The sequence below is a fragment of the Oricola nitratireducens genome, assembly GCF_014904745.1.
Taxonomy (GTDB): Bacteria; Pseudomonadota; Alphaproteobacteria; order Rhizobiales; family Rhizobiaceae; genus Oricola; species Oricola nitratireducens.
This window is the reverse complement of sequence record NZ_JACZCS010000042.1, coordinates 22,985-47,765: the sequence shown is the minus strand read 5'-3', so window position 1 is coordinate 47,765 and position 24,781 is coordinate 22,985. Positions and strand designations below refer to the sequence as shown.

The 24,781-nt window shown below is 63.7% G+C and carries 24 protein-coding genes and 1 other RNA gene; 13 read left to right on the top strand and 12 right to left on the bottom strand.

What is annotated here, in order from left to right; genetic code table 11:
• Positions 1-24 precede the first annotated feature (24 nt).
• A complete protein-coding gene (locus tag IG169_RS18895) occupies positions 25-1,137 on the top strand; it encodes an ABC transporter ATP-binding protein (protein WP_193177815.1) in 1,113 nt (370 codons plus the stop codon).
• A gap of 47 nt (positions 1,138-1,184) precedes the next feature.
• Here the strand turns inward: IG169_RS18895 and IG169_RS18890 are convergent, their stop codons facing one another.
• Together IG169_RS18890 and pgi are read right to left on the bottom strand one after the other, a co-directional pair.
• Positions 1,185-2,984, bottom strand: a complete 1,800-nt coding sequence (locus tag IG169_RS18890; RefSeq protein ID WP_193177814.1) for an IlvD/Edd family dehydratase — start codon at positions 2,982-2,984, stop codon at positions 1,185-1,187.
• Positions 2,985-3,068: 84 nt separating this feature from the next.
• Positions 3,069-4,706 carry a glucose-6-phosphate isomerase gene (gene pgi / locus IG169_RS18885; RefSeq protein ID WP_193177813.1) on the bottom strand — a complete coding sequence of 546 codons (1,638 nt, stop codon included), beginning with the start codon at positions 4,704-4,706 and terminating at the stop codon, positions 3,069-3,071.
• 238 nt (positions 4,707-4,944) lie between these two features.
• Between pgi and IG169_RS18880 the strand changes: the two genes are divergently transcribed.
• Together IG169_RS18880 and IG169_RS18875 are read left to right on the top strand one after the other, a co-directional pair.
• A complete protein-coding gene (locus IG169_RS18880; RefSeq protein ID WP_193177812.1) occupies positions 4,945-5,982 on the top strand; it encodes a zinc-dependent alcohol dehydrogenase family protein in 1,038 nt (345 codons plus the stop codon).
• A gap of 170 nt (positions 5,983-6,152) precedes the next feature.
• Positions 6,153-6,356: a hypothetical protein gene (locus tag IG169_RS18875; protein WP_193177811.1), complete on the top strand. Its 204-nt coding sequence runs from the start codon at positions 6,153-6,155 to the stop codon at positions 6,354-6,356.
• A gap of 63 nt (positions 6,357-6,419) precedes the next feature.
• On the opposite strand, the gene IG169_RS18870 is transcribed toward IG169_RS18875, so the two are convergent.
• Both IG169_RS18870 and IG169_RS18865 read right to left on the bottom strand, forming a co-directional pair.
• On the bottom strand, positions 6,420-7,271 hold the full coding sequence (locus IG169_RS18870) for a hypothetical protein (protein ID WP_193177810.1): 852 nt from the start codon (positions 7,269-7,271) through the stop codon (positions 6,420-6,422).
• Between the two features lie 59 nt (positions 7,272-7,330).
• The gene (locus tag IG169_RS18865; protein ID WP_193177809.1) at positions 7,331-8,035 is read right to left on the bottom strand and encodes a hypothetical protein; all 705 of its coding nucleotides are present in this window, start codon (positions 8,033-8,035) and stop codon (positions 7,331-7,333) included.
• A 160-nt stretch (positions 8,036-8,195) separates the two neighbouring features.
• On the opposite strand from IG169_RS18865, the gene IG169_RS18860 reads away from it, so the two are divergent.
• Complete coding sequence (locus IG169_RS18860) at positions 8,196-9,143, top strand: hypothetical protein (protein ID WP_193177808.1); 948 nt, start codon at positions 8,196-8,198, stop codon at positions 9,141-9,143.
• Between the two features lie 2 nt (positions 9,144-9,145).
• On the opposite strand, the gene IG169_RS18855 is transcribed toward IG169_RS18860, so the two are convergent.
• From IG169_RS18855 to IG169_RS18835, 5 genes are all read right to left on the bottom strand, one after another.
• Positions 9,146-9,760 (bottom strand): hypothetical protein, encoded by a 615-nt coding sequence (locus IG169_RS18855; RefSeq protein WP_193177807.1) that lies wholly within the window; start codon positions 9,758-9,760, stop codon positions 9,146-9,148.
• 185 nt (positions 9,761-9,945) lie between these two features.
• Positions 9,946-11,640, bottom strand: coding sequence for a long-chain-fatty-acid--CoA ligase (locus IG169_RS18850; protein WP_193177806.1), 1,695 nt, complete (start codon positions 11,638-11,640; stop codon positions 9,946-9,948).
• A gap of 155 nt (positions 11,641-11,795) precedes the next feature.
• Positions 11,796-12,338 (bottom strand): DUF924 family protein, encoded by a 543-nt coding sequence (locus IG169_RS18845; protein ID WP_193177805.1) that lies wholly within the window; start codon positions 12,336-12,338, stop codon positions 11,796-11,798.
• Positions 12,339-12,342: 4 nt separating this feature from the next.
• The gene (gene nudC, locus IG169_RS18840) at positions 12,343-13,293 is read right to left on the bottom strand and encodes an NAD(+) diphosphatase (RefSeq protein ID WP_193177804.1); all 951 of its coding nucleotides are present in this window, start codon (positions 13,291-13,293) and stop codon (positions 12,343-12,345) included.
• Between the two features lie 99 nt (positions 13,294-13,392).
• A complete protein-coding gene (locus tag IG169_RS18835) occupies positions 13,393-13,797 on the bottom strand; it encodes an HIT domain-containing protein (RefSeq protein WP_193177803.1) in 405 nt (134 codons plus the stop codon).
• Positions 13,798-13,868: 71 nt separating this feature from the next.
• On the opposite strand from IG169_RS18835, the gene ffs reads away from it, so the two are divergent.
• The 4 genes from ffs (at position 13,869) to IG169_RS18815 (ending at position 16,764) form a co-directional block, all read left to right on the top strand.
• Positions 13,869-13,966, top strand: an RNA gene (ffs, locus tag IG169_RS18830) — signal recognition particle sRNA small type.
• 81 nt (positions 13,967-14,047) lie between these two features.
• Positions 14,048-15,904 carry a DNA polymerase III subunit gamma/tau gene (locus IG169_RS18825; protein ID WP_193177802.1) on the top strand — a complete coding sequence of 619 codons (1,857 nt, stop codon included), beginning with the start codon at positions 14,048-14,050 and terminating at the stop codon, positions 15,902-15,904.
• 17 nt (positions 15,905-15,921) lie between these two features.
• Positions 15,922-16,245 carry a YbaB/EbfC family nucleoid-associated protein gene (locus IG169_RS18820; RefSeq protein WP_193177801.1) on the top strand — a complete coding sequence of 108 codons (324 nt, stop codon included), beginning with the start codon at positions 15,922-15,924 and terminating at the stop codon, positions 16,243-16,245.
• Between the two features lie 180 nt (positions 16,246-16,425).
• Positions 16,426-16,764 carry a hypothetical protein gene (locus IG169_RS18815; RefSeq protein WP_193177800.1) on the top strand — a complete coding sequence of 113 codons (339 nt, stop codon included), beginning with the start codon at positions 16,426-16,428 and terminating at the stop codon, positions 16,762-16,764.
• A gap of 49 nt (positions 16,765-16,813) precedes the next feature.
• Here the strand turns inward: IG169_RS18815 and IG169_RS18810 are convergent, their stop codons facing one another.
• The gene (locus IG169_RS18810; protein ID WP_193177799.1) at positions 16,814-17,731 is read right to left on the bottom strand and encodes a DMT family transporter; all 918 of its coding nucleotides are present in this window, start codon (positions 17,729-17,731) and stop codon (positions 16,814-16,816) included.
• A 117-nt stretch (positions 17,732-17,848) separates the two neighbouring features.
• Here IG169_RS18810 and recR point away from each other — a divergent pair, with 117 nt between their 5' ends.
• The 3 genes from recR (at position 17,849) to IG169_RS18795 (ending at position 20,182) form a co-directional block, all read left to right on the top strand.
• Entirely contained in the window at positions 17,849-18,457 is a 609-nt protein-coding gene (gene recR / locus IG169_RS18805; protein WP_193177798.1) for a recombination mediator RecR, read from the top strand.
• A gap of 15 nt (positions 18,458-18,472) precedes the next feature.
• Positions 18,473-19,201 carry a sulfite exporter TauE/SafE family protein gene (locus IG169_RS18800; protein ID WP_193177797.1) on the top strand — a complete coding sequence of 243 codons (729 nt, stop codon included), beginning with the start codon at positions 18,473-18,475 and terminating at the stop codon, positions 19,199-19,201.
• 63 nt (positions 19,202-19,264) lie between these two features.
• Complete coding sequence (locus IG169_RS18795; RefSeq protein ID WP_193177796.1) at positions 19,265-20,182, top strand: patatin-like phospholipase family protein; 918 nt, start codon at positions 19,265-19,267, stop codon at positions 20,180-20,182.
• A 19-nt stretch (positions 20,183-20,201) separates the two neighbouring features.
• On the opposite strand, the gene IG169_RS18790 is transcribed toward IG169_RS18795, so the two are convergent.
• Complete coding sequence (locus tag IG169_RS18790; RefSeq protein WP_193177795.1) at positions 20,202-21,377, bottom strand: glycosyltransferase family 4 protein; 1,176 nt, start codon at positions 21,375-21,377, stop codon at positions 20,202-20,204.
• A gap of 153 nt (positions 21,378-21,530) precedes the next feature.
• On the opposite strand from IG169_RS18790, the gene IG169_RS18785 reads away from it, so the two are divergent.
• Entirely contained in the window at positions 21,531-22,757 is a 1,227-nt protein-coding gene (locus IG169_RS18785) for a lytic murein transglycosylase (protein WP_193177794.1), read from the top strand.
• Here the strand turns inward: IG169_RS18785 and IG169_RS18780 are convergent.
• Positions 22,754-23,605, bottom strand: coding sequence for a helix-turn-helix domain-containing protein (locus tag IG169_RS18780; RefSeq protein ID WP_193177793.1), 852 nt, complete (start codon positions 23,603-23,605; stop codon positions 22,754-22,756). The genes IG169_RS18785 and IG169_RS18780 overlap by 4 nt on opposite strands.
• A gap of 151 nt (positions 23,606-23,756) precedes the next feature.
• On the opposite strand from IG169_RS18780, the gene IG169_RS18775 reads away from it, so the two are divergent.
• Positions 23,757-24,761, top strand: coding sequence for a fatty acid desaturase (locus tag IG169_RS18775; protein ID WP_193177792.1), 1,005 nt, complete (start codon positions 23,757-23,759; stop codon positions 24,759-24,761).
• Positions 24,762-24,781 lie beyond the last annotated feature (20 nt).

Here is a 24,781-nt window from a genome sequence, read left to right as displayed (position 1 = left end):
TCGAGCGGCGAGGGAGGAGAATCCATGGCTGAATTGAAGCTGACCGATCTGCAGAAGGCCTATGGCCACGTGAAGGTGCTCCACGGCATCAATCTGCATATCGAAAAGGGCGAGTTCATCGTTTTCGTCGGCCCGTCGGGCTGCGGCAAGTCCACGCTTCTGCGTTGTATCGCCGGTCTTGAGGAGATTACCGGCGGTACGCTGGAAATCGACGGCATGGTCGTCAACGACGTGCCGCCGTCGCAGCGCGGCATCGCCATGGTGTTCCAGACCTACGCGCTCTATCCGCACATGACCGTCTACGACAACATGGCCTTCGGCCTGCGGCTGGCGAAATTCTCCAAGGATGAAATCGAGCGCCGCGTCCAGAATGCCGCCAACATCCTGCAACTGACGCCCTATCTCGACCGCCTTCCCAAGGCGCTGTCCGGCGGCCAGCGCCAGCGCGTCGCCATCGGCCGCTCGATCTGCCGCGATCCCAAGGTCTTCCTGTTCGACGAGCCGCTGTCGAACCTCGACGCGGCGCTGCGCGTCGCGACACGCATCGAGATCTCCAAGCTCAACGAGTCGATGCCCGACACGACGATGATCTACGTCACCCACGACCAGGTCGAGGCGATGACGCTTGCCGATCGCATCGTCGTGCTAAGGGCAGGCTATATCGAGCAGGTCGGCTCGCCGATGGAACTCTATCACCGCCCGGCCAACCTGTTCGTCGCCCAGTTCATCGGGTCTCCTTCCATGAACATCCTCGGTGCGACCGTGACCGCCGCCTCCGACAGCGCGATCGAAGTCGACCTTGCCGATGCGGGCAAGGCGACGGTTCCGGTCGGCGGCGATGCGGGTCTCAAGGGCCAGAAGGTCAGTCTTGGCGTGCGGCCGGAGGACTTGTTCCTCGCGAAGACGGCAAAGGACGCGATCATCAGCGGCACTGTCGACATCGTCGAGGCGCTCGGCGAGGTCACGCTGCTCTATGTCAAAGCCGAAGGCCATCCGGAACCGCTAATCGTCAAATTGCAGGGCGATGTGAAGATCGCACGCGGTGACAAGATCAACCTGTCCGCGTCGTCCAGCGTGCTGCACCTCTTCGACAGCGACGGAAAGTCCCTGTCGAGCGCGCGCCAGATGGCTGCCTAAACACGCTTCCTCCCCGGAAAGGCCTCCCTTCGGGGAGGCTTTTTCGTTCAGTGATTGTCGCGCGGCACGCCCTTGGTCTGGGCAACCTTCTGGTACTTGACCGCCGGTTTCAGCACCATGCCTTCCGACAGCTGGTCGACGATGCCCCGCTGGATCTCCTGCCACGGCGTCTGGTGCGCCGGATAGGGGAACCCGCCGGCCTCGATCATCGCCTTGCGCCTTGCCGAAAGATCCTCGTCGGAGATCAGGATATCGGCTGTCCCCTTGCCGAGATCGACGCGAATGCGGTCGCCGTTCTGCAGCAGCGCCAGCCCGCCCATCACGGCCGCTTCAGGCGATGCGTTGAGGATCGACGGCGAGCCCGACGTGCCCGACTGGCGGCCGTCGCCGATGCAGGGCAGGGAATGGATGCCCTTCTTGATCAGGTAGTTGGGCGGCTGCATGTTGACCACTTCCGCCGCGCCGGGATAGCCGATGGGTCCCGCGCCCCGGATCACGAGGATCGTGTTCTCGTCGATATTCTCGGCCGGATCGTCGATGCGCTTGTGATAGTCCTCCGGCCCTTCGAACACCGCGACCTTGCCTTCGAAAGCTTCGGGATCGTCAGGATTGGAAAGGTATCGCTTACGGAACTCCTCCGAGATCACGCTGGTCTTCATGATCGCCGAGTCGAACAGCGTTCCCTTCAGATTGATGAAACCGGCATGGTCTTTCAGCGGGTCGGCGACGGTATGGATGACGTCGGTGTTGAGATTTTCGATCCCCGCGCAGTTTTCGCCAATCGATTTTCCGTTGACGGTGATCTCGCCAGGATGCGGCAGCATCCCTTCCTTCATCAGCTCCATCACCACGGCGGGAACGCCGCCGGCGCGGCAATAGTCCTCGCCGAGATATTCGCCCGCTGGCTGCAGGTTGACGAGCAGCGGGATCTTGTGGCCGAGCGCCTGCCAGTCGTCATTGTCGAGCTTCACGCCGATATGCCGCGCGATTGCGTTGAGGTGGATCGGCGCGTTGGTCGAGCCGCCGATGGCCGAATTGACGACGATGGCGTTTTCGAAGGCCTCGCGCGTCATGATGTCCGACGGCTTCAGGTCCGCATGCACCATCTCGACGATCCGCTTGCCGGTCTCATACGAGATCTGGCCGCGTTCGCGATACGGCGCCGGGATCGCCGCCGAGCCGGGCAACTGCATGCCGAGCGCTTCGGCGAGCGAGTTCATCGTCGTCGCCGTGCCCATCGTGTTGCAGTAGCCGACCGACGGCGCGGACGACGCGACGATGTCCATGAATTCATCGTAGTCGATCTCGCCGGCCGATAGCCGCTCGCGCATTTTCCACACGATCGTGCCCGATCCGGTGCGCTCACTACGGTGCCAGCCGTTCAGCATCGGTCCGACTGATAGCGCTATCGCGGGGATGTTCACGGTGGCCGCCGCCATCAGCAGCGCAGGCGTGGTCTTGTCGCAGCCGATCGTCAGCACCACGCCGTCGAGCGGGTAGCCGTACAGCACTTCCACCAGCGACAGATAGGCGAGGTTCCGGTCAAGCGACGCGGTCGGCCGCTTGCCCGTTTCCTGGATCGGGTGGCAGGGGAATTCGAAGGGAATGCCGCCCGCAGCCTCAATGCCCGCCCGTACGCGTTTTGCCAGTTCTATATGGTGTCTGTTGCAGGGCGAAAGGTCGGATCCCGTCTGCGCAATGCCGATGATCGGCTTGCCCGACTGCAGCTCTTCGCGCGTCAGTCCGAAATTCAGGTAGCGTTCCAGATAGAGCGCGGTCATGCCCGGATTGTCGGGATTGTCGAACCATTCCTGGCTGCGCAGCGTCTTCTTCGTATGGTTGGTCATGGCGTTCTCGCGCTCCTCGATACAAGCGTTAGGCCATGATGGCAGCGCTATCAAGTGCGATGAAGCGACGATGCCTGAATCGGCTTATTGCCTGACCAGCCCCCGGACATGCGCGACGAGCGCGGCGGTCGAGCCGTCGCGCTTGTCCGCGCCTTCGCCGGTCTCGACGACCGGCAGCAGCGCGGTCGCCAGTTCCTTGCCCAGCTCGACGCCCCACTGGTCGAAGGCGTTGATGCCGTAGAGCTGCGCCTCGACGAAAACCCGGTGCTCGTAAAGCGCGATGATCCGCCCGAGCGTGAACGGATCGAGCCGGTCATAGGTAAGCGTGATCGAGGGCCGGTTGCCGGTGAACACGCGGTGCGGCGCCAGCTCGGATGCTTCGGCCTCGCCCATGCCCTTGGACATCAGCTGTGCCTTCGCTTCCGCGAGCGTGCGGCCCTTCATCAGTGCTTCGGATTGCGCCAGACAATTGGCGAGAAGCAATTCGTGATGGTTGCGCAAGCCCGGTTCGTGGCCGTTGGCGGCGACCAGGAACTCCACCGGCACGATATCCGTACCCTGGTGCAGGAGCTGGAAGAAGGCGTGCTGCCCGTTGGTGCCGGGCTCGCCCCACACGACCGGGCCGGAGACGCCGTCCACCGGCTTGCCGGAAACCGTCACGCCCTTGCCGTTCGATTCCATGTCGAGCTGCTGCAGATAGGCCGGCAGGCGCGTGAGGCGCTGGTCATAGGGGATCACCGCTCTCGACGGATAGCCGCAGACCGCCCGGTTCCAGTAGCCGATCAGGCCGAGCATCATCGGCAGGTTCGCGCGTGTTGGCGCGGTCCTGAAATGATTGTCGACGGCATGCGCGCCCTCCAGGAACTTGCCGAAGTTCTCCGGACCCACCGACAGCATGATCGGCAGGCCGATGGCGCTCCACAGCGAGTAGCGTCCGCCGACCCAGTCCCAGAAGCCGAAAGTCCGGTCCTCGCCGATGCCGAAGGCGGCGACCTTGGGAAGCGCCGTCGACACTGCGCAGAAATGCGCGCCGACCGCGCCTTCGCCGAGCGCGTTGACGATCCAGCCGCGCGCGGTCGCGGCGTTCGTCATGGTCTCGATGGTGGTGAAGGTCTTCGAGGCGACGATGAACAGCGTCGCCGCCGGGTCGAGCCCGGCGATCGTGTCGGCGATATGGGCGCCGTCGACATTGGAGACGAAATGGCAGCGCGGCCCGTCATGATACGGCGCCAGCGCCAGCACCGCCATCGCCGGGCCGAGATCCGAGCCGCCGATGCCGATATTGACGACGTCGGTGATTTTCGCGCCGGTGGCGCCTTTCAGCGTGCCGGCCCGGACCGCATGGCAGAAATCCGCCATCGCCGCGAGCACGGCGTTGACGTCCGGCATCACGTCGGCGCCGTCGACCATGACGGGCGTGTTCGAGCGGTTGCGCAGCGCGGTGTGCAGCACGGCCCGGTTTTCGGTCGTGTTGATCTTCTCGCCGGAAAACATCGCGTCGCGCCGGCCTTCGACGTCGCAGGCCCGTGCCAGATCCTCGAGCAATTCGATCGCCGTTTCATCCACCCGGCATTTCGACCAGTCGAGCAGCATGTCGTCGAGCCGCGCGCTGTGTCTGGAAAACCGCTCCGGGTCCGTGTCGAAGGCGGCGCGCATGTCCACCGGCGCGTTTGCTTCGGCATGGCGTTTCAGCGTGGCGACGGCTTCGATCTTGGTCGGCATGATGCGGAAACTCCCGTTCGGTCCGGAGATGGCAGGATACAGAATATGCGGCGGAACCGGGCCCTTTAAAGAGCCTCAAGAGCAGAATTTCAAGGGATGGGCGATTGCCCTCGTCAGGTGGAGCGGTTTTCCGACTCCGCTCGCATCGGCAAAAAAATCCCTGATCTGCCGGACGGCAATTCCATTTGCGCGGGAAGCCGATTAGTCCTTGCATTCTGGAAGACTGAAGGGAGAGAGCATGCGCGCGGTGGTATTCGAGGAATTCGGCAGACGACCCCAGGTGCAAACAGTACCCGATCCGACACCGGAACCGGATGGCGTGGTGGTCAAGGTGGAGGCGAACGGCGTCTGCCGTTCCGACTGGCACGGCTGGATCGGGCATGACCCGAGCATAGTGCTGCCGCATGTGCCGGGCCACGAACTCGCCGGAACGGTCGTCGCCACCGGAAGCGAGGTGCGCCGCTGGAAGGAAGGCGACCGGGTTACCATTCCCTTCGTCGCCGGCTGTGGCCATTGCCCGGAATGCGCATCGGGCAACCAGCAGGTCTGTCCCGACCAGTTCCAGGCCGGCTTTTCCGGCTGGGGATCCTTCGCCGAATATGTCGGTTTGCGCTACGCCGACCAGAACCTCGTCCGCCTGCCGGATTCGATGGCATACGACACTGCGGCAAGTCTCGGTTGCCGTTTCGTGACCTCGTTTCGCGCCGTGGTCGACAAGGGCCGGGTCGCCGCCGGCGAATGGGTCGCGGTGCATGGTTGCGGCGGCGTCGGCCTGTCGGCGATCATGATCGCGGCGGCCGCCGGCGCCCGTGTCGTCGCCGTCGACGTGACGGATGAGAAACTGGCCATGGCGAAGGCGCTTGGCGCGGAGATCGGCGTCAACGCCGCCAGTGACAATCCGGTCAAGGCGATCCGCAGCGTGACCGGCGGCGGCGCGCATCTGTCGCTTGACGCGCTGGGCCATTCGATGACCTTCGCCAATTCGGTCAAATGCCTGCGCCCGCGCGGACGCCACGTCCAGGTCGGCCTGCTTCTCGGCGAACACAACAATCCGCCCGCACCGATGGCCCGCGTCATTGCGCTGGAGCTGGAAATCCACGGCAGTCACGGCATCCAGGCCTTCCGATATGACGCGGCCTTCAACCTGATCGAGTCCGGCCGCCTGCATCCCGAAAAGATGATCGGCAGCCGCATCACGCTCGAGGAGTCCATCGACGCCCTCGTCAACATGGAAACCTCGACGCAGACGGGGATTCCGGTGATCACGTCGTTCTGATGCGATAATCCCCGGCAGATGGCCGATCTCTTCCGGGCGCAATTTCTGTGCATCGTTTGCAACAAACCGGGCGGCGTCTTGTTTCCGCCTTGGTTTTTTCATCGAATTGGCATCTCGGCGATGTAGGGGAGGGGCACGCACCGCATCGCCGGGCGGCTAAGGAGGATGACATGGAAAACACGAGCCGACTGTTTTCGGATTCCGATCGCTTCGATACCCGCGACATTCGCCCCGTCTTGACGGAACTGCGTCGCAAGGCATGGGAAACGCTTCTGGATCTCGGCCTGACCGATGAGGAAATCGCCGCTTACTACGAGACGGCGGGCGATCCGGCACGTCACGGTGTTTTTAGCGACGAGCGGAAAACCGCTTAGCGGAGCATCCGGAATGCCGGAATCTTACTGGTCGGCCTCGCAGGAGGCCCGGTTTATCCTTTTTTAACCGCCCCTGGATTTTTTCTTCGACAGCTCAATGGCGGTCGCCAGGGCGCCGAGAAGGGTAAGCAGCACGATGAGAACCGGATCGTTCTGGAACGCGTCGGCGAAACTTGGACGCAGCAGGATAGGATCCGTCTGGAACAACTCCAGCTTCAGGTCCACCGGCGCGGTTTCCGAGATCGCCAGGAGCGCAAGCGTGCGTGCGCTGTCGGTGGGTGCGGTAAGTTGGATATGTGCCGTTGCATCCTTGCCGGAAAGCGCCCGCACCAGCGTAACGAAGGCGCCAGCCGGGATCGTGGCCTCGTTGAGCAACACGCTCCGGCCGCGCGGAATGAAACCGGTCAGCGGCTTGCCGTAGATCTCGTAGCGGCCCGAATGCACAGCGCCCTTGCTTGACGTACCCTGCGCGCCGATCGAAACCGTACCTGTTGCCGCGAGTTGCCCTAGTTCGGAAAGACGGTCTGCGTCAACGCTGAAGATCGCGTTTTTCCCATAGCCATGCTCCTTCAGGCTCCAGTCTGTTGGAGTTGCCACTACCTCGATTTCGAAACGTTCGGCGTTGATCCTGAATTCCAGCAATGTCCCGCTGCTGAAAAAGAGGCTGGGCTCGTTGAATTCGGTTATCGTATAAAGGCTGGGCGAGCAGCCGTATCTGGTCTTGCCCGTCTCCCTCGGATTGGGCGCCTCCCGGGGCAGGCAGAGATGATAGGGGCCGAGCGTCAGCGGATCGAGGTCCTCCTTGAGGAGGATCTGGAAAGCGGATGTCCTGGCTTCCACGATCACGGTGCGCGCGGCTAAATAGCCGTAGGCAAGGCCGAACACCGCCCAACAGACGATGAAGATCACGATCACCCGGATGAACAGGATCCGCCAGACGTTCGCGACGGCCGTGCGCGCCCTCGCCAGCACGGTCAGTTTTCCGGCAGCACGACGTCGATCTGGAAATGCTCGGCCGTGCGATTGCGGTTGACAGTGAAGAATAGCGTGGTCGGGCCGTGCGGATTGAGCTTCTCAAGCGGAATGTCGCAGCGTGCCGTGTATTTCAGGCCGGTATCCTCGCTCTCGTCTGCGCAATAGGCCGAGAAATCTCCGGGACCATCCGCCGCCACGGCGGCCTGCTGCCCGCCGGCGTTCAGGAACACATGAAGGCTTCCGCCGGACACGTCACCGGTCCACAGTGCGGGCGCGAATTGTTTCGGCCGGGTTTGGCAATCCCCAAGCGTGATCCGTACGGCTGCCTCGTTCTCGCGGAGAAAATCCAGTTTTTTCGAATTGAAATCGAGCGGCTGTGTGCCGGCCTTCGCCGCGGGCCGGATGCGGTAGGTATTGGTTGCGGTGTAGCGCCCATTCTTCGATGTCACGCGTGCGCAGATCGATGTTTCCGAATCCCCCTTCGGTACCCAGCGATCCGGCAGCGTCATGGCGAGCGCCGGCAGCTTCCCGTCGCCGCCCGTTCCGGTTAGCATCACGCCCATGACGATCTCGGTGCTCACTTTCGAACGTGGTAACAATTCTTCGCGCAGCGGCGGCTCGGCGAGCACGACGTCTTGCGCGACGCTCGCCAATGGATGCCAAAGCAAGCAGGTCGCAACGGCCAGGACTCTGAATTTCCGCAATTTCCCACCCCCTAGATGGCACGATACCATCATAAGGCTTGCATGCATCCTTTTGCTAGGGGTTGGCGCGTCGGTTCCCGCTGCCGCCCAAGTCGTCGAGGTTGGCGACAGTTCCGGCAGCGGTTTTCTATTCCATCATCGCGGCAATTGTTTCGTCATCATGCCGAAACACGTCCACGGCCCGCGTTTCAGCGGCGTCCGGCTCTCCGTCCCCAACGGGCCGATAGGCAGTTCCGACATCGTCTATTCCACCGATAAGCGGACGGACCTGTCGCTTGGCCTCGTCAGTGGCGGCATCACCCGGGATTGCGGTGTCGAGTGGTCGAGCTTGCCGCGGCGGATCGACGGACTGAGGCCAGGCGCCGAGGTCACCATACTGCGCGGGAGACAGAAATCGGAAGAAGCCCGCGCCGGCACGCTGGGCGCGGTCACCTTCGATGGCGTGAGCGTCATGGCCGCTCCCGGACAACCGGAGGATTTCTTCGCCGGTACGAGCGGTGCGACGGTCTTCGCCGGTAAAACGCCGATTGCCATGGTCACCGACGCCGAAACAGCGGGCGAGGTCTGGGGGCTGAGGATGGATGAGATCGTCGGCCGCCTGTCGCGCTGGATCGAAGGTGTCCAGGACGGGCGGGTCTGCGACGATCCGGCCGTCGCCGAACGGGTCGCCGCCTGCCGCCCGCAAGAGCCGCCTGAAGGTGACGCCTTGGCTTTCAAAGTGGTGAAATGGTCGGAGCATCCCGTCGACGACGGCGCCGATCCGGTGGCGATGACGGAAGGACGGGGACCTTATGTCGCCGAGATGATTCCCGGCCATCCGGTCGTCATCGAGGTCCTTTTCCCCGATACGGTGGTGCTCGGCCGCGTTGTCCTGCGGTCGGAGGCGGACGGCGTCGCATCCTTCGTGCCCCGTTCGATACGCGTGACTGTCGATACCTCGAACGGCGAGGTGCGCCGCCCGCTGACTTTTATCGACCGGGACATGCCGCCGGACGGCATCATGGATGTGACGCGTCGCAAGACCTACGCACGTCGCGCAACGATCGAGATCCTGTCCACCTGGGGTGGCGGATCGCCGGTCCGCATCGATGAGATAGGTTTCCGGTAGAGCTATTCCGCGAGCGAAATCGTCGCTTCGGTGACTTCGCCCTTCACATTCTGGGTGCCCGTGAGAACGCCTTGGGCATTGAGTGTATACTGGCTCCACGAGTCCCCAATGAAAACGCTGACGGTGTCAGCCGTCAGGCGAACCAGGCACGGTTCGTAGACGCCGCTCTTGTAGAACCAGCAAGCCTCGTCGTCATTGTAACCGGCGACCTTGAACACCACCGACACGGAACTGTCGTCGAGATAGGAGCCATTCAGTCTTCTGATTTCGCGCTGGAAATAGACGCCTTGCTTCTCCGAGACCGGTTTCATGTTGACCACTAGCGTCGGACTCGAATTGAAGATGGCGCGCAGTACCGTCGACCGGACCGCCAAGTCCGGGCTGTAGAGCCCGAATCGGATCGCCATTCTTTGCTGGTCCGCGTCGCCCTTTTCGATCAACAGCTTCATCGCGGCCAATGACTTTTCCGGGTCGGGATCGTTCAGGCGGTCCGCGAATGCGGCGAGTTCCTTGTCCCGCGCCGATACCTGCGCGTCGAGTTCGTCTAGGGAAACCTGCGCGTTCGCCATGGTGGCGGTGAAAACGAACAGTGCTGCTGTCAATGATACGAGCTTCATCCGACTACGATCCTTGCGCGACAGGCGGTGCTGCGGTCGTTCAGGCCGGCGATGGGGCCATGTAACCGGCTGTCCGAAGCAGCATCTCGCTGTTTCCCCGCCTCGCATGCCGAGGCGACAGGGAATTGATAGCAAATCGCGGGTTGCGGTGGCAACGTGCGGTTGTCTGCGGGTCGGCCGGTGTCCTACCGCAGCTCCCGCCTCAATATCTTGCCGACATTGGTTTTCGGCAGGTCGTCGCGGAATTCGATGATCTTCGGCCGCTTGTAGCCGGTCAGGTTGGCGGCGCAGTGTTCGCGAACCACCGCTTCCGTCACGCTTGCGTCCTTGCGCACGACGAACAGCTTGACCACCTCGCCGGAATGCTCGTCCGGCACGCCGACGGCGGCCGCCTCGACGATGCCCGGATGCGACACCGCGACTTCCTCGACCTCGTTCGGATAGACGTTGAAGCCCGACACCAGGATCATGTCCTTCTTGCGGTCGACGATCTTGGTCCGCCCCGCCTCGTCCATGAAGCCCATGTCGCCGGACCGGAAATAGCCGTCCGGCGTCATCACATTGGCGGTCTCGTCCGGCCTGTTCCAGTAGCCGGCCATCACCTGCGGCCCGCGGATGCAGATCTCGCCGACCTCGCCGAGCGGCAGGTCGTTGCCGTCCTCGTCGCGGATGGCGATGTCGGTCGAGGGCAGCGGCAGTCCGATCGTGCCGGTGAAGTCCGGGGAATCGAAACGGTTGGCGGTGGCGACCGGAGAGGTTTCCGACAGGCCGTAGCCCTCGTAGATGACCGTCCCCGTGATTTCCTTCCAGCGGTCGGCGACCGGCTTCTGCACCGCCATGCCGCCGCCCATGACGAGGCGGACGGACGAAAAGTCGAGATTGCGGAAATCCTCGTTGTTGAGCAGCGCGTTGAACAGCGTGTTGAGGCCTGCGAAGAAGTTCCACTTGTATTTCGCCATTTCCTTGACGAAACCGGGGATGTCGCGCGGATTGGGGATCAGGACATTGTGTCCGCCCTGGTCCATGCCGCAGATCGCGTTCACCGTCAGCGCGAAGATATGATAGAGCGGCAGCGCGCAGAGATAGGTGATCTGGTCCGGCTTGCCGCGCGCCGCATAGGCGACCTCCACCCAGTGCGTGTTCTGTTGCACATTGGCCAGTACGTTGCCGTGCGTCAGGGTCGCACCCTTCGACACGCCCGTCGTCCCGCCGGTATATTGCAGGAAGGCCACGTCGTCATGGCCGAGTTGCCGGGCCGCGAGCGTCTTGCCGCCGCCGGCCTTGAGCGCCGCCTTGAAGCCGACATGCCCCGGCAGCGACCAGGCCGGCACCATCTTCTTGACCTTGCGCACGACGAAATTGACGAGATGGCCCTTCAGTCCCATCAGGTCGCCCATCGTGGCGACGATCATGTGCTTTACGCCGGTCCGGGCGGCGACCTGCTGCAGCGTGTGCGCGAAATTCTCGAGCACCACGATGGCGGTCGCGCCGGAATCGTTGAGCTGGTGTTCCAGTTCGCGCGGCGTATAGAGCGGATTGACGTTGACCACCACCATGCCCGCGCGCAGCACGCCGTAAAGCGCCACAGGATATTGCAGGATGTTCGGCATCATCAGCGCGACCCGGTCGCCCTTCTCGAGGCCGAGCGACTGCAGATAGGCGCCGAATGCCTTCGATGCCGTGTCGAGTTCGGCATAGGTGAGCGTCTTGTCCATGCAGGTATAGGCGGCGCGATCGGCATATTTCCGGCAGCATCGATCGACCATGTCCGCCAGCGAGCCGTAGGGGATGGCCGCCATCTCCGCCGGCACGCCGTCCGGATAGGATTTCAGCCACGGCTTGTCCGCATAGGCGGATGCCGATTTCGATGCTTGTGCCATTCCTGCTCCTCCCGGAATCGGCAGTCCGTTTGCGGCAATCCCCCGAAAACCGGCAAACCTGCCCGGATCATTGAATGCGTCACGTTGACATATTTCGCGCCTGTCAGCGATGCAAGTTTTTTTGACGTAAACGTAAACGTCGATTCCGTGCGCGGTCAGAAACCGCCATGTTCCTCGATCCAGGCCCGTTCGGCGGGCGAGGTTGCCCGCCCGAGAATTTCATTGCGGTGCGGGAACTGGCCGAACGCCTTGATCGGGTCGCGATGCATCCTGGCGTATTTGAGGTTTTCTTCCCGGCCCAGCGTTTCGAACAGCGCCACCGAACGGTCCTGGTCGGCGAGCGTCTCGGAATGCATGAACGGCATGTAGAGGAATTGCCGCTCGTCGTCGTTCATCGCCGCCTCGTGCCCCGCCTCGATGACGGCGTTGGCGAGCGCGCGCGCCTTCGCGTCTCCGGCAAAACTCTTCGCAGACCCGCGGAACATGTTGCGCGCGAACTGGTCGAGCACGATGATCGCCGCCAGCGCCGTCTCGCGCGAGGCGGCAAGCTCCGCATTGTCGGTCGCCGCGATCGTCTCGTGCAGCGCGCCGAACTGTTCGACGATCGTTCGGTCGACCGCGTCGTCCTTGGTGTACCACTGCTTCGGCGTCAGGTCGCGGAACCAGAAATCGAGGACGTCCTTTGCCCAGCTTGCCATTGTCCTATTCTCCTTCTTCGGCCCATGCGCGGATCAGGTGCGTCGCGATGGCGCCATAAGGCGGTGTCCACAATCCGTCCGGGTGTTCCTGTTCGAGCATGAGCCGCACGTCGGCGCGTGAGAACCAGCGGCAATCCTCGAGCTCCTCGTCGAGCCTTATGTCGGTGGTCTCGGCCACTGCGTGGCATCCGATCATCAGCGTGTGCGGAAACGGCCATGGCTGGCTCGCGTAATAGGCGACCTTGCCTATCCGGATGCCCGCCTCTTCCTCCGTCTCGCGCCGGACCGCGTTCTCGATGGTTTCTCCCGGCTCCACGAAGCCGGCGAGGCAGGAATACATGCCTTCCTGGAAATGCGCGCCGCGCCCGAGCAGGCAGGACGATCCGTCCGGCGTCAGCGCCAGCATGATGACGACAGGATCGGTGCGCGGGAAATGCATCGTCTGGCAATTCGGGCAGATCCGCTTGTAGCCGCCGTCGGTGATCTCGCTTGCCGTCCCGCAGCGCGCGCAGAAGCGGTGGCTCCTGTTCCAGGAAACCAGCGCCGCGCCCTGCGCGATCGCGCCGAGCTTGTCGGGCGGCACCAGCCCCTGCGTATAGACGGAGCGCAGGTCGATCGCCTTGATGTGATGCGGCAGGTGCTCCTTGTCGATGCCGGTCCAGGCGGCCAGCACCGGTGTCTCGTCGGCCTCGAAACCGAGCAGCACGGATTCGTCGAAATCGACGTCGAGATCGTAGACCTCGCCCGGCGAAAACAATGGATCGAAAATCTCCTCGTCGTGCTTCAGCAGCACGCGGCCCTCGCTCAGGAGATAGAGATGGGCGCGGTCGTCCTTCAGCGCATTGCGCGTGCTCGACGCGTTGCGCTTTTCCGAGCGTCGTTCCAGTCTGTTCTGCGAAAACCCGGTCTCGCTCGAGTGGTCGGGAAACGGCGCGTCGGCCAGTCGAATCGTCATGCGAATGCCTCGTCTCTCGAATGTCCCGAAGGCGCATGAATACGCCCTGCGTTGTGGCGTGTCATGCCAGAACGCCGGCTCGCCCGCTAGACATTGAGCTTAAAAGCTTGCCTTGAATTTGGCGATGAAGGCATCCGCCGCTCCCGGTTCGTACGGGACCGCCGGTCCCGATCCCCAGACCGGGTTGGGCCAGGCGGCATCGCCGGTGTCGCGCGCGATCACATGCATGTGCAGCTGCCGCACCTGGTTGCCGAGCGCCGCGACATTGACCTTGTGGCAACCGGTCAGCGCCTTGAGATGTTCGCTGACCGTGACCATCTCGAATGTCAGCATCGTCTGGTCGAGTGGCGACAGGTCGTGGATTTCGACGGTTCCGGCGCGCTGCGGGACGAGAATGAGCCAGGGAAACCGGTTGTCGTTCATCAGCAGCAGCCGGCACAGGCCGAGATCGGCGACGGGAAGCGTGTCGGCCTGGAGGGCCGGATCGAGGCTGAACTGTTCCATTTTGCGACAATATCAGTTTTTTGCGCATTGGCGACTTGCTTTTGACCTCCCGAAATACGATATCGCGGTCGGGAGGTTGGTGGTGGACGAGCCACTCGCCAACCGGGTCAGGTCCGGAAGGAAGCAGCCCTAACGAGCCCCGGCACGGGTCACCGTGCCAGCCTCCCACCTTTATTTTCTCCAACCTTTCATGTGCCAATCGGCCTGAGGCTTCTGGTCAAGCGCTTTCGCTTTGCGCTAGGAATGAAGCATGAGCGATACCCCCGCACCGAAGACGCCTTATCGCGTATTGGCGAGAAAATACCGCCCGCGCGATTTCTCCGACCTGATCGGTCAGGAGCCGATGGTGCGCACGCTGAAAAACGCGTTCGCCGCCGGACGCATCGCGCAGGCCTGGATGCTGACCGGTGTGCGCGGTGTCGGCAAGACGACGACGGCGCGCATCCTCGCCCGCGCGCTCAACTACAGGACCGACACGGTCGATCAGCCGCAGATCGATCTCGCTGAAATGGGCGAGCATTGCGCGGCGATCATGGAAGGCCGCCATGTCGACGTGATCGAGATGGACGCCGCCTCGCATACCGGCATCGACGATATCCGCGAGATCATCGAGCAGGTGCGCTACCGCCCGGTCTCGGCGCGCTACAAGGTCTACATCATCGATGAAGTCCACATGCTCTCCACGCAGGCCTTCAACGGCCTCTTGAAGACGCTCGAGGAGCCGCCGGAACATGTGAAGTTCATCTTCGCGACGACCGAGATCCGCAAGGTCCCGATCACCGTTCTGTCGCGCTGTCAGCGCTTCGACCTGCGCCGCATCGAGACCGCGGAGCTGGTCCAGCACCTGCGCAAGATCGCCAACCTTGAAACCGTGGACGCCGACGAGCAGGCGCTCGCCATGATCGCCCGTGCGGCCGAAGGCTCGGTGCGCGATTCGCTGTCGATCCTCGACCAGGCGATCGCCCACGGGTCCGGAGCGGTCGGTGCGGAGGCCGTGCGCTCCATGCTCGGCCTTGCCGACCGCGCCCGCGTCATCGACCTGTTCGAGCACCTGATGGCCGGCCGCATTTCCGAGGCCCTGGACGAGTTCCGCAACCAGTACGACGTTGGCGCGGACCCGGCGGTGGTCCTGACCGATCTCGCCGATTTCACCCATCTGGTCACCCGTCTGCGTTTCGTGCCGGAGGCGGCGGAAAACGACCCGTCACTGACGCCGGACGAACGCGAACGCGGACTTGCCTTTGCCAAACAATTGCCGGTCAAGGTGCTGTCACGAACCTGGCAGATGCTGCTGAAGGGCATCCCGGAAGCTGAACTCTCCTCGCGCCCGGTCGCCGCCGCCGAGATGGTGCTGATCCGGCTCGCTCACGCGGCCACCCTGCCGACGCTCGACGAGGCGCTGAAGGCGCTCGACGACGCGCCCGCCGGCGAGCCGTCACGGCCGGCGCTCTCCGGTGGCAACGGCGCCCCGGCTTCCGGCAACGGCAACGGCGCCCATGCGGTCGCCCGGCCCGCTGCACCGGTTTCCGCCCCGCCGCGCACGTCCGCCCCGACGGCAAGCGGCGGCCACGGCGCGCAGGCGATGCGTCTGGTCTCGTCGGAACCGGAACCCGTCCGGCACGAGGCCCCGCCGCAGCCTGCCCCCGAGCCGGCGCTGCCTTCCGTGCCTGTCAACAGCATGCAGGACCTCAGCGATCTCGCCGACAAGAACCGTGACCCGCTGATGAAGGTCAATATCCGCAAATGCGTGCGGCCGGTCTCCATCGAACCGGGCAAGCTCGCCGTCTCGCTGACCGAGGATGCGCCGCGCACGCTGCTCGGTGACCTGTCGCGCAAGCTGATGGACTGGACGGGCTCGCGCTGGATCGTTTCGCTGTCGCGCGATCCGGGCGGCGCGACGCTGGAGGAGATCGACAACGAGCGTCGCGAATCCGCCGTCGCCGACGCCAGCCGCGATCCGGACGTCGCCGCGATCCTCGCCGCCTTCCCCGGCGCGAAAATCATCGATGTGCGTCTTGCCGAGACCGGCGAGGATGCCGATATCGACGACGAAGTTTTCGATCCGTCAGCCATCCCGGTCGATCCGGACGAGGCGGACGACCTGTAGAGAGTTGGAGAAACGCCATGCGCGATATTATGGGCCTGATGAGCAAGGCCAAGGAAATGCAGGAAAAGATGCAGGCCATGCAGGCGGAAATGGAGACCATGACCGCGGACGGCACGGCCGGCGGCGGCATGGTCACCGTCACGCTCAACGGCAAGGGCGCCCTGCAGGCCGTCAAGATCGACCCCTCCATGTTCAAGGAGGACGATGTCGAGATCCTCGAGGACCTGATCATCGCCGCCCATAACGACGCGAAGGCGAAGATCGAGGCGATCATCGCCGAGAAAACTCAGGAAATGACCGCAGGCCTACCCATCCCGCCGGGGATGAAACTGCCGTTCTGACAACACCCGGCGCGTCTGCCCGCTGACAATAATCTGACAGTTTCCCGGCAGGAACCCGCCATTGCGCGGGCAACTGCGGTTCGGCGTGGCTCGCCCGCTTCTCTGTCTAATATCGGCCATAATCTATATAAACGTACGCAAATGTAGGGAGTACAACCAACAACCTGAGGAAACCCGAAAATGAAAAAACAAGTCGCACTCGCATTTGCTCTTGTCGCTGCCAGCACCGGTATCGCGATGGCTGACCACAACAGCAAATGGGGCGAAGGCACTGCGCTCGATCCGCTCGGCATCCATGACGCCCGCTTCGACAGCCTCGACACGGCCTCTGACGAGCCGTTTCAGGGCGCCGATATCGACGTGACGAACGAGGAAACCGCATATGCCCGCCAGAGCCGTCCGGACACCATCGATGTCGATGCCCCGGACAGCGGTTCCGGTGCCGGTGAATCGTCCGGTTCGGGCGGTGGCTCCGGCAATGGCGGCGGTAACGGAAACGGCGGCGGGGGCCGGCGTTGATCCGCTGATCCGGACATAACTCAGGGACGCAAATTCGCCCCTGCTGTCATCAGGACGGCAGGGGTTTTTTCTTGCTCACCAGCCGTCCGTCGACCAGCGCCAGTCCGAGCCCGATCAGCGCCATCCCCGCGACGTGGCGTGGCAGCAGCACTTCACCGAGGAACATGATGCCGAGCAGAATGGCGCTTGGCGGGATCAGGAAAGTGACGAGCGAAATGTTCGTCGCGCCCGCGCCGTTCAGGATGCGGAAGAACAGGAGATAGGCAAGCGCCGTCGAGATTGTCGCCAGCCCGATGATCGCCAGCATTGTGTGGGGCCCGGGCAGCGTTAGCGTCCAGGGTCGGTCGACGACCAACATCATCGGCGCCATGATCAGGCTCGACATGGTCAACTGTCCGGTCGCCACGGCCATCGGTTGGATGCCGAGCGCCCGGAACCGCCGGCCATGGACGCTCGCGAGCCCGTAGGAGAGCGCCGCGCCGAGACATGCCGCATAGGCGAGGACCGGCGCGCCGGCGAGCTTGCCGGCGCCGAGCATCACCGCCACGCCCGCAAAGCCGGCGATCACGCCGCCGACGCGCAGCGGCGTCAGCTTCTCGTCGCTCGTGACGACATGCGCCGCCAGCACGGTGAAGAGCGGCGTCGTCGCGTTCAGGATCGAGGCGACGCCGGACGCGATATGTCCCTGGCCCCAGACGATCAGCGAGAACGGGATCACGTTGTTCAGGAGCCCCATGCCGGCGAAGGCGAACCAGGCATCCCGGCCGGCCGGCAGCTTTCTGCCCGTGGCCGCCATGACGAGATGCAGCGTCAGCGCCGCCAGCGCCACGCGCGAAAACACGATGGTCAGCGCCGGCAGTTCCTTCACCGCGACCCCGTTGAAGAAGAACGATCCGCCCCACAGAACCGAGAGCGCGACCAGCATAGCCCACTCGGCGGGCGTCATCGATGTGCGGGTGGGGGGCATTTCCGTCTCCGTTTGAATGCGCGGACCGTGCCAAGGTGGTGTCGCATCCGCCACCCGTTTCTTGTCACTGTGACGTTTTTCCTTTTACGGCGGCCGTGAAACCCATAAATCTGGCTCATGTCCACCAAGCGAATCGCCGGGCCCGAAATCGAGAAACTGATCCAGCTTCTGGCCAAGGTGCCGGGGCTCGGGCCGCGCTCGGCGCGCCGCGCCGCGCTGCACATGATCAAGAAGAAGGACCAGTTGATGGCGCCGCTCGCCGTGGCGCTTGCCGAGGCGGTCGAAAAGGTCACCGAATGCTCGGTCTGCGGCAATGTCGACACTATCGATCCCTGCTCGATCTGCACCGATCCGCGCCGCGACGAGACGACGCTGATCGTCGTCGAGGACGTCTCCGATCTCTGGGCATTGGAGCGCGCCGGCGCGATGAACGCCAAGTATCATGTCCTCGGCGGCACGCTGTCGCCGCTCGACGGCATCGGTCCGGACGATCTCAACATCAAGACACTGGTCGACCGTGTCGCTGCCGGCGGTGTGCAGGAGTTGATTATCGCCGTCAACGCTACGGTCGAGGGCCAGACCACGGCCCATTACATCACCGACCAGCTGTCCGGCTTCGACGTCAAGATCACCCGGCTTGCCCACGGCGTGCCGGTCGGCGGCGAACTCGATTATCTCGACGAAGGCACCCTGTCCGCGGCGCTGCGCTCGCGCACGAGTTTCTGAGCGGCTTCCGACTTCATGGACATCACACTCGTCGTCATCACGCTTGGCGCCTTCGCCGCCTCCTTCGTCAACGCCGCCTTCGCCACGGGCGGCGTTTATGTTCTTCTTCTGAGCGCGCTTGCGGTGTTGCCGGCCTCGACCGCGATTCCGCTGCAGTCGCCGCTTTCCGCCGGATCGCTGGCGGCCCGGATCGGATTGTTCTGGCACGATATCCAGTGGCGAATTGTCGCCACCTTCGTGTTCGGTTGTCTGTTCGGCGTCTATTTCGGCGCGCGCGCCTTCGTCGCCGCTTCGGACGCGCTGCTGCAGATGTTGCTTGGCATCCTGCTGATGGCGCTGATCTGGCTGCCGAAAACCGGCGGTGGATGGAAGGTCAAGCACCCCTTCGCCTATGTTGGCGTCGTACACTCTTTCGTCGGCACGATGTTCGGTGTCGGCGGCGTGCTGCAGTCCGTCATCATTCGCACCGATCTGCGAAAGGTGCAGATCACCGGCACGCTGGCCGCCTGCATGATCGCGCTGGATGTGATGAAAATGACCAGCTATGTCGGCTTCGGATTCCGCTATCAGGACTACATCCCGCATATCGTTCTTGCCACGTTCGCCGGCTTCGCCGGCACCTGGATCGGCAAGCGCGCCACGGTCCATGTCTCCGAAACGGCCTTCCGCACGGTATTCCGCTGGCTGATCACGCTTGTCGCGTTGCGGCTCGTCTACAGGGGATGGACGGTGATGGCGGCATGAACGCCGCACTTGCCTGCCCGCCCGTTGCGCGGGACATTGCATGCTGGAACTTGGAGAACGGACATGGCCAAACCGGTAATCGGTCTCGCGCTGGGCAGCGGCGCGGCGCGCGGCTGGTCGCATATCGGCGTTATCGAGGTTCTCGAAAAGCAGGGCATCCGGCCTGACATCGTCTGCGGATGCTCGATGGGCGCCTTCGTTGGCGCCGCCTATGCGGCGGGCCGGCTAAACGAGCTTCGGGACTGGGCCGAAGCCTTTTCCTGGCGCCGCATGGTCGGCAGGCTCGAGATGGCGCTTGCCGGCGGCGGACCGATCTCGACCGGCTTCGTCACGCGGCTGATGAATGATCTCGGCATCAAAGAGAATATCGAGGACTTCGATCTTCCCTTCGCCGCGGTCGCCACCGATTACGTGACCGGTCTGGAGCAATGGTTCGAAAAGGGCTCGGCGGACCGCGCCGTGCAGGCCTCGGTTGCGCTGCCGGGATTGTTCGCGCCGGTCAGGATCGACGGAAGCTGGTTCGTCGACGGCGGTCTCGTCAATCCGGTCCCGGTCTCCACCTGCCGGGCGCTCGGCGCGACCTTCGTCATCGCGGTCAACCTGAACGGGGAACTGGTCGGGCGGCGTCGTGTCCGCACGAACAAGGCTAAAGGGGACGACACCGGCATGATCGAGACGGTGCTCGGCAACCTGCCCGAAAGCTGGCGCCCGACCGTGGCGCAGGCTGTCGAAAAATATCTCGGCAGCTCGGAGCAGGTGCCGGGTTATTTCGAGATTCTCGCCAACTCCATCAACATCATGCAGGACCGGATCACCCGGTCCCGCCTTGCCGGCGAACCGCCGCATGCCCTGCTTGTGCCCCGACTCGGCGACATGGGTATTCTCGATTTCGAGGATGCGAAAAAAGCCATTGAGGAAGGCCGCAAGACGGCCGAATACGCCCTGCCGGAAATCCGGCGCATGCTGGCTGTCCTCAAATAAGTGCCGTTTTGCGGCCGGGTCAGCCGCGCTTCAGATCCTGCAGGCGCGCGGCGATCATGTCGCCCAGCGTTCGGGTGTTGTAGCGCTCGCGCACGTAACCGCGCGCGCTTTCCGCCAGCGCCATCGTGCGCGCCGGGTCGGCGTGCAACCGGGCCAGCGCGGTGGCGAAGTCGCGCGTGCGTTCCGCACGCAAGTAATGCACCCCGTCCTCGATCGGAAGGCCTTCGACCGCCTTTGCCGTGGCGATGATGACCATCCCGCCGGCCATGGCTTCCAGCGCCTTGACCCGCGTTCCGCCGCCCTGGCGGATCGGCATCAGTGTATAACCGTGCTCGGCGACGAGGCCGCGCGGATCGGCCGGATCGGCGGCGATCCGGATGCTGCCGGGCTTTTCCAGGTTGCGCACGGCCGGTACCGGAGTGCGTCCCGCGATCGTCAGTCGCGCGGACGGGACGGCGCGTGAGGCGGCCGGCCAGATGTCGGTTGCGAGTTCACGCGCGGCGGCGATATTCGGCGGATAGGACAGATGTCCCAGAAAAAGTGCATGTGGCGCGCTGTAGCGTGCCGGGTCGAGAGGGATGTCGAAGAACGTCTCGTTAGGGATCGGATTGGGGATCACGGTTGCATCGGCGCCGCCCAGTTCCAGAAGACGGCGGCGGTCGATCTCCGACGTGACCCATGTCTCCTCCGCCAGGCGGCTTGTAGCAATGTCGAGTTCGCGTAGGCCGCGCCAACGCCGACCTCCGCGTAAGGCATCGCTCAAACGGCGAAACGGGCCCTTGCTGCGCCGGATCATGCGAAAGAGGTCGGATTCGATGTTGTGCATGTCGAGCACGACGGGAATGCCGGCCGCCTGGAAGACGGGAATGGCGTCGGCGAACATCACGCCCTCGACGATCGCTACGTCCGGCCCGAACCCGTTTGCCTCCGCCGCTATGTGGTCGAGGGTTTCGGCCGGAAGCCGCAACCGCGTGCGGATGACGGGGTCGTGGAAATGCCACGGATTGTCTTCTCCGATGCCGGATGCCTGGATCGTGGTGATGTTTTCCGGTGGCGGGCCCGGATACGCCGGCCCGAGGCTGATGGCATGTGCCGGACCGAGCCGCGCTGCGTTTTTGGCGATATGCGCGTTGCGGATGTCGCCGCCGCTTCGCGGAGGCCAGGGGCTATCCACCGTGAGATAAAGAATACGCATCGTCGTTTCGGTCGTTCCTGTGCCCCTAGGTGACCTTTTCGCGATCCCGCGGCCAAATTGCAACGGCCGGCCTCGTTCGTTTACGGCGCTGTGACCGTTTCCTTTCCATTCCGTATCGGTCTGCTACCCTTTGCCCGAATCGAGGAGGCCCCGATGATCCGTTTCGCTGCCGCTCTTGCCGTCCTGCTTCTCGTTGTCGCGCCTGCCGCTGCGCAATCCGGACTGCAGGCGCAATATGCGGCCTTTCTCGAAAACACGATCTGGCCGATGGCGAAGCAGTCCGGCATCTCCCGCGCGACCTTCGACCGGGCGCTTGGCGCTAAGCGGCTCAATCTCGACATTCCCGGCCTCGTCAAGCCCGGCTCCAAGGAGCCGCCAAAGGACATGCACCAGGCTGAATTCAGCGCGCCCGCGAAATATTTCGACGAGCGCAATATCGGTTTCGTGACCGCAACCGGCCGCAGCCTGGCCAGGAAATACGCCTCGACGCTTGCCGCCGTCGAACGCGCCTATGGCGTTCCGGGCCGCATCGTTCTCGCCATCTGGGGCCGCGAATCCGGCTTCGGCCGCGTCAAGATCCCGCATGATGCCTTCCAGGTGCTGGGAACCAAGGCGTTCATGTCGACGCGGCCCGAACTGTTCCGCAGCGAACTGGTCGCCGCGCTTGTCATCGTCCAGCGCGGTCTCGCCGAGCCGGAGACGATGCGCTCGTCCTGGGCGGGGGCGCTCGGTCAGCCGCAATTCATGCCGTCGTCCTACCTCGCTCACGCCGTCGATTTTGATCGTGACGGCCACCCCGATATCTGGAACTCGGTCCCCGACACGCTCGCCTCCATTGCGGGCTATCTGAAGACCTTCGGCTGGCAGACCGGCCGCGACTGGGGCTTCGAGGTCACGGTTCCCGCCTCGATTTCCTGTGCGATGGAAGGTCCCGATCGCGGCAAGCGCATGTCCGACTGGGTGAAGCTCGGCGTCAGGCGCGTCTCCGGAAAACCGTTCCCCGCGCACGAACTGCGCCAGGATGGCTATCTCCTGATGCCGGCCGGCCGCTACGGCCCCGCCTTTATCGTCACGCCGAATTTCTACGTCCTGAAGGCCTATAACGAGAGCGATCTCTATGCGCTCTTCGTCGGTCATGCCGGCGACCGCATCCAGTGGGGCGACAAGAGCTTTGCCGCCAAATGGGGCCGCACCGACAAGTTGTTCCGGTTCGACATCGCAGCCATGCAGCGCGCACTGGAGAAAATCGGCTACGACGTCGGCGGCGCCGACGGCCTTCCGGGCTTCAAGACCCGCCGGTCGATCGGCGACTGGGAGGCGAAACACGGCCGCTCGCCGGCCTGTTTCCCGTCCGCCGGCCTCGTCCGCGCGATCCGCTAGAGCTTTTCGCCGGGCAGTGCCCGTATCCAGGCCGCAGCCTCGTGCGCCTGCACCGTCGCCGCGCGGATGAGGTTGTCGAAATGCCGCGTCATCGCGGACACCGCTTCCTTGGTGTTCAGGACCAGATACATGTCGCCCATATAGACCGCCGCGCGGTACGGCCCGAACACCGTGTAGGGCGCCGAGAAATGGCTCTGGGCGTCGAAGAGATAGAGCCGCAGGCTCGGATAGAGTTCGTCGATCAGGTTCGCCATGTGCTCGATCTGCGCGATGCGCGCCGGCGCAGCGAGATCCCCCCAGATGCCGGTGCCGCGCACCAGGTCGAGCAGGCGCTGCAGCGGCATGCAGATCTCGATGTCGGTTTCGGGCCTGCGCGTGTAGGCGATGCGGCCCTGCGCCTCGTCGATGCGCGAGACGAGCGAGCGCTTGTTTTCACGGCTTTCATAGGAGATCACCGCGTCGGTGCGCAGCAGGTCCGGAAGGGTCGTCGGCACATAGCGGATCTTGGTTCCGGCGGCTTCGGCGTGCCAGGTTTCCAGCAGCGTCTCGTCAGTGTCGTCCGGCGCCTCTTCCAGTTCCAGCGACGGCTTGATCGCGGCCGTCACGTCTTCCGCCTGGCTGATCCCGAGCAGCCAGTCGAGACTGACGCCGTGCACGATGGCGATCCGCATCAGCGTCTCGGCGCGCGGCAGCCGCGTCACCTCGCCGGCGAGCAGCAGCGACAGCGCCGACCGGTCGATCCCGACCTTCGCCGCAAAGGTCGAACGGTTCTGTCCGGAACGCTGCAGCAGGTGTTCGAGCCGCTCGCGGAACAGCCGCGAGACGTCCCGCTTGTCCGGTAGCTCCATGTCAAACCTCCTGTTTCGAAGATAATATTCCCCATATGTTGATAACAATCAACACATTCGGAATTTGTTTGTCAAAATCCATAAAAGTTCACCATTTCCTCATGGAAACAGCGAGTGTCAGGAGTCATGTATTCTCCACAAGGGGAAAAACATGAAGGATTCGAAGAGTTTGGAATGGCCGACCTTGGCCATGCTGGCCCTGTGCTACTGCCTTTGGCTTGTCAGTGGCCTGGCGCTTTACCCGGCCTGGCCGGTTCTGGCGCTGTGCGTGATGGCGGTCGCGGCGGCCTTGCACTCGTCCTTGCAGCATGAGGCGCTGCATGGCCATCCGACCCGCAACGCGGGCATCAACGAATTGCTGGTCGCGCTGCCGCTCACCGTTTTCTATCCCTTCCGTCGCTTCAAGCAGCTGCATCTGCGCCACCACGACGACGAGCGTCTGACCGATCCTTACGATGATCCGGAAAGCTGGTATCGCGCCGCCGCCGACCACGGCCGCATGAATGCGCCGCTGCGTTTCCTGCTCGCCGTCAACAACACGCTTGCCGGCCGCCTGCTGCTCGGCCCCGCCTTGATGGTCACCGCATTCATGGTTGCAGAAGCGGGCCGGTTGTGGCGCGGCGAGCGCGGCGTTCGCCAGGCATGGCTCAATCATTTGGCCGGTCTGGCCGTGCTGCTCTACATCGTGAAGGGTGTCATGGGCATCGATCCGCTGCTCTATGTCGTGACCGTCGCCTATGGCGGGCTCGCCATCATCGCGATCCGCACCTATTGCGAGCACCGCTGGGAGAATGATCCCGACGGGCGCACGGTGATCGTCGAGCACGGCGGAATTTTCGGCCTGCTCTTCCTCTACAACAATCTGCATTTCGTTCATCACAAGCTGCCGCGCGCGCCGTGGTACGCGCTGCCGAAACTCTACCGTGCAGGCCGCGCGGACTGGCTGCGGCGCAACGGCGGCTATGTGTTCCCGGACTACTGGACCATTTTCCGCGCCTTCGCCTTCCGCGCCAAGGAGCCGGTTGTCCATCCGGCCTGGCGAACGGGCGAAGCGGTTGTGCCGGCAAATGGCGGCAGCTTTCATCCCGTCGGCGTTCCGACCGGCCCGCAGATCGGCTGCAACGCCGCGGTGCCCGCGAAACCGGACCAGGATTGATCCGGTGGACGCCGCCCGCC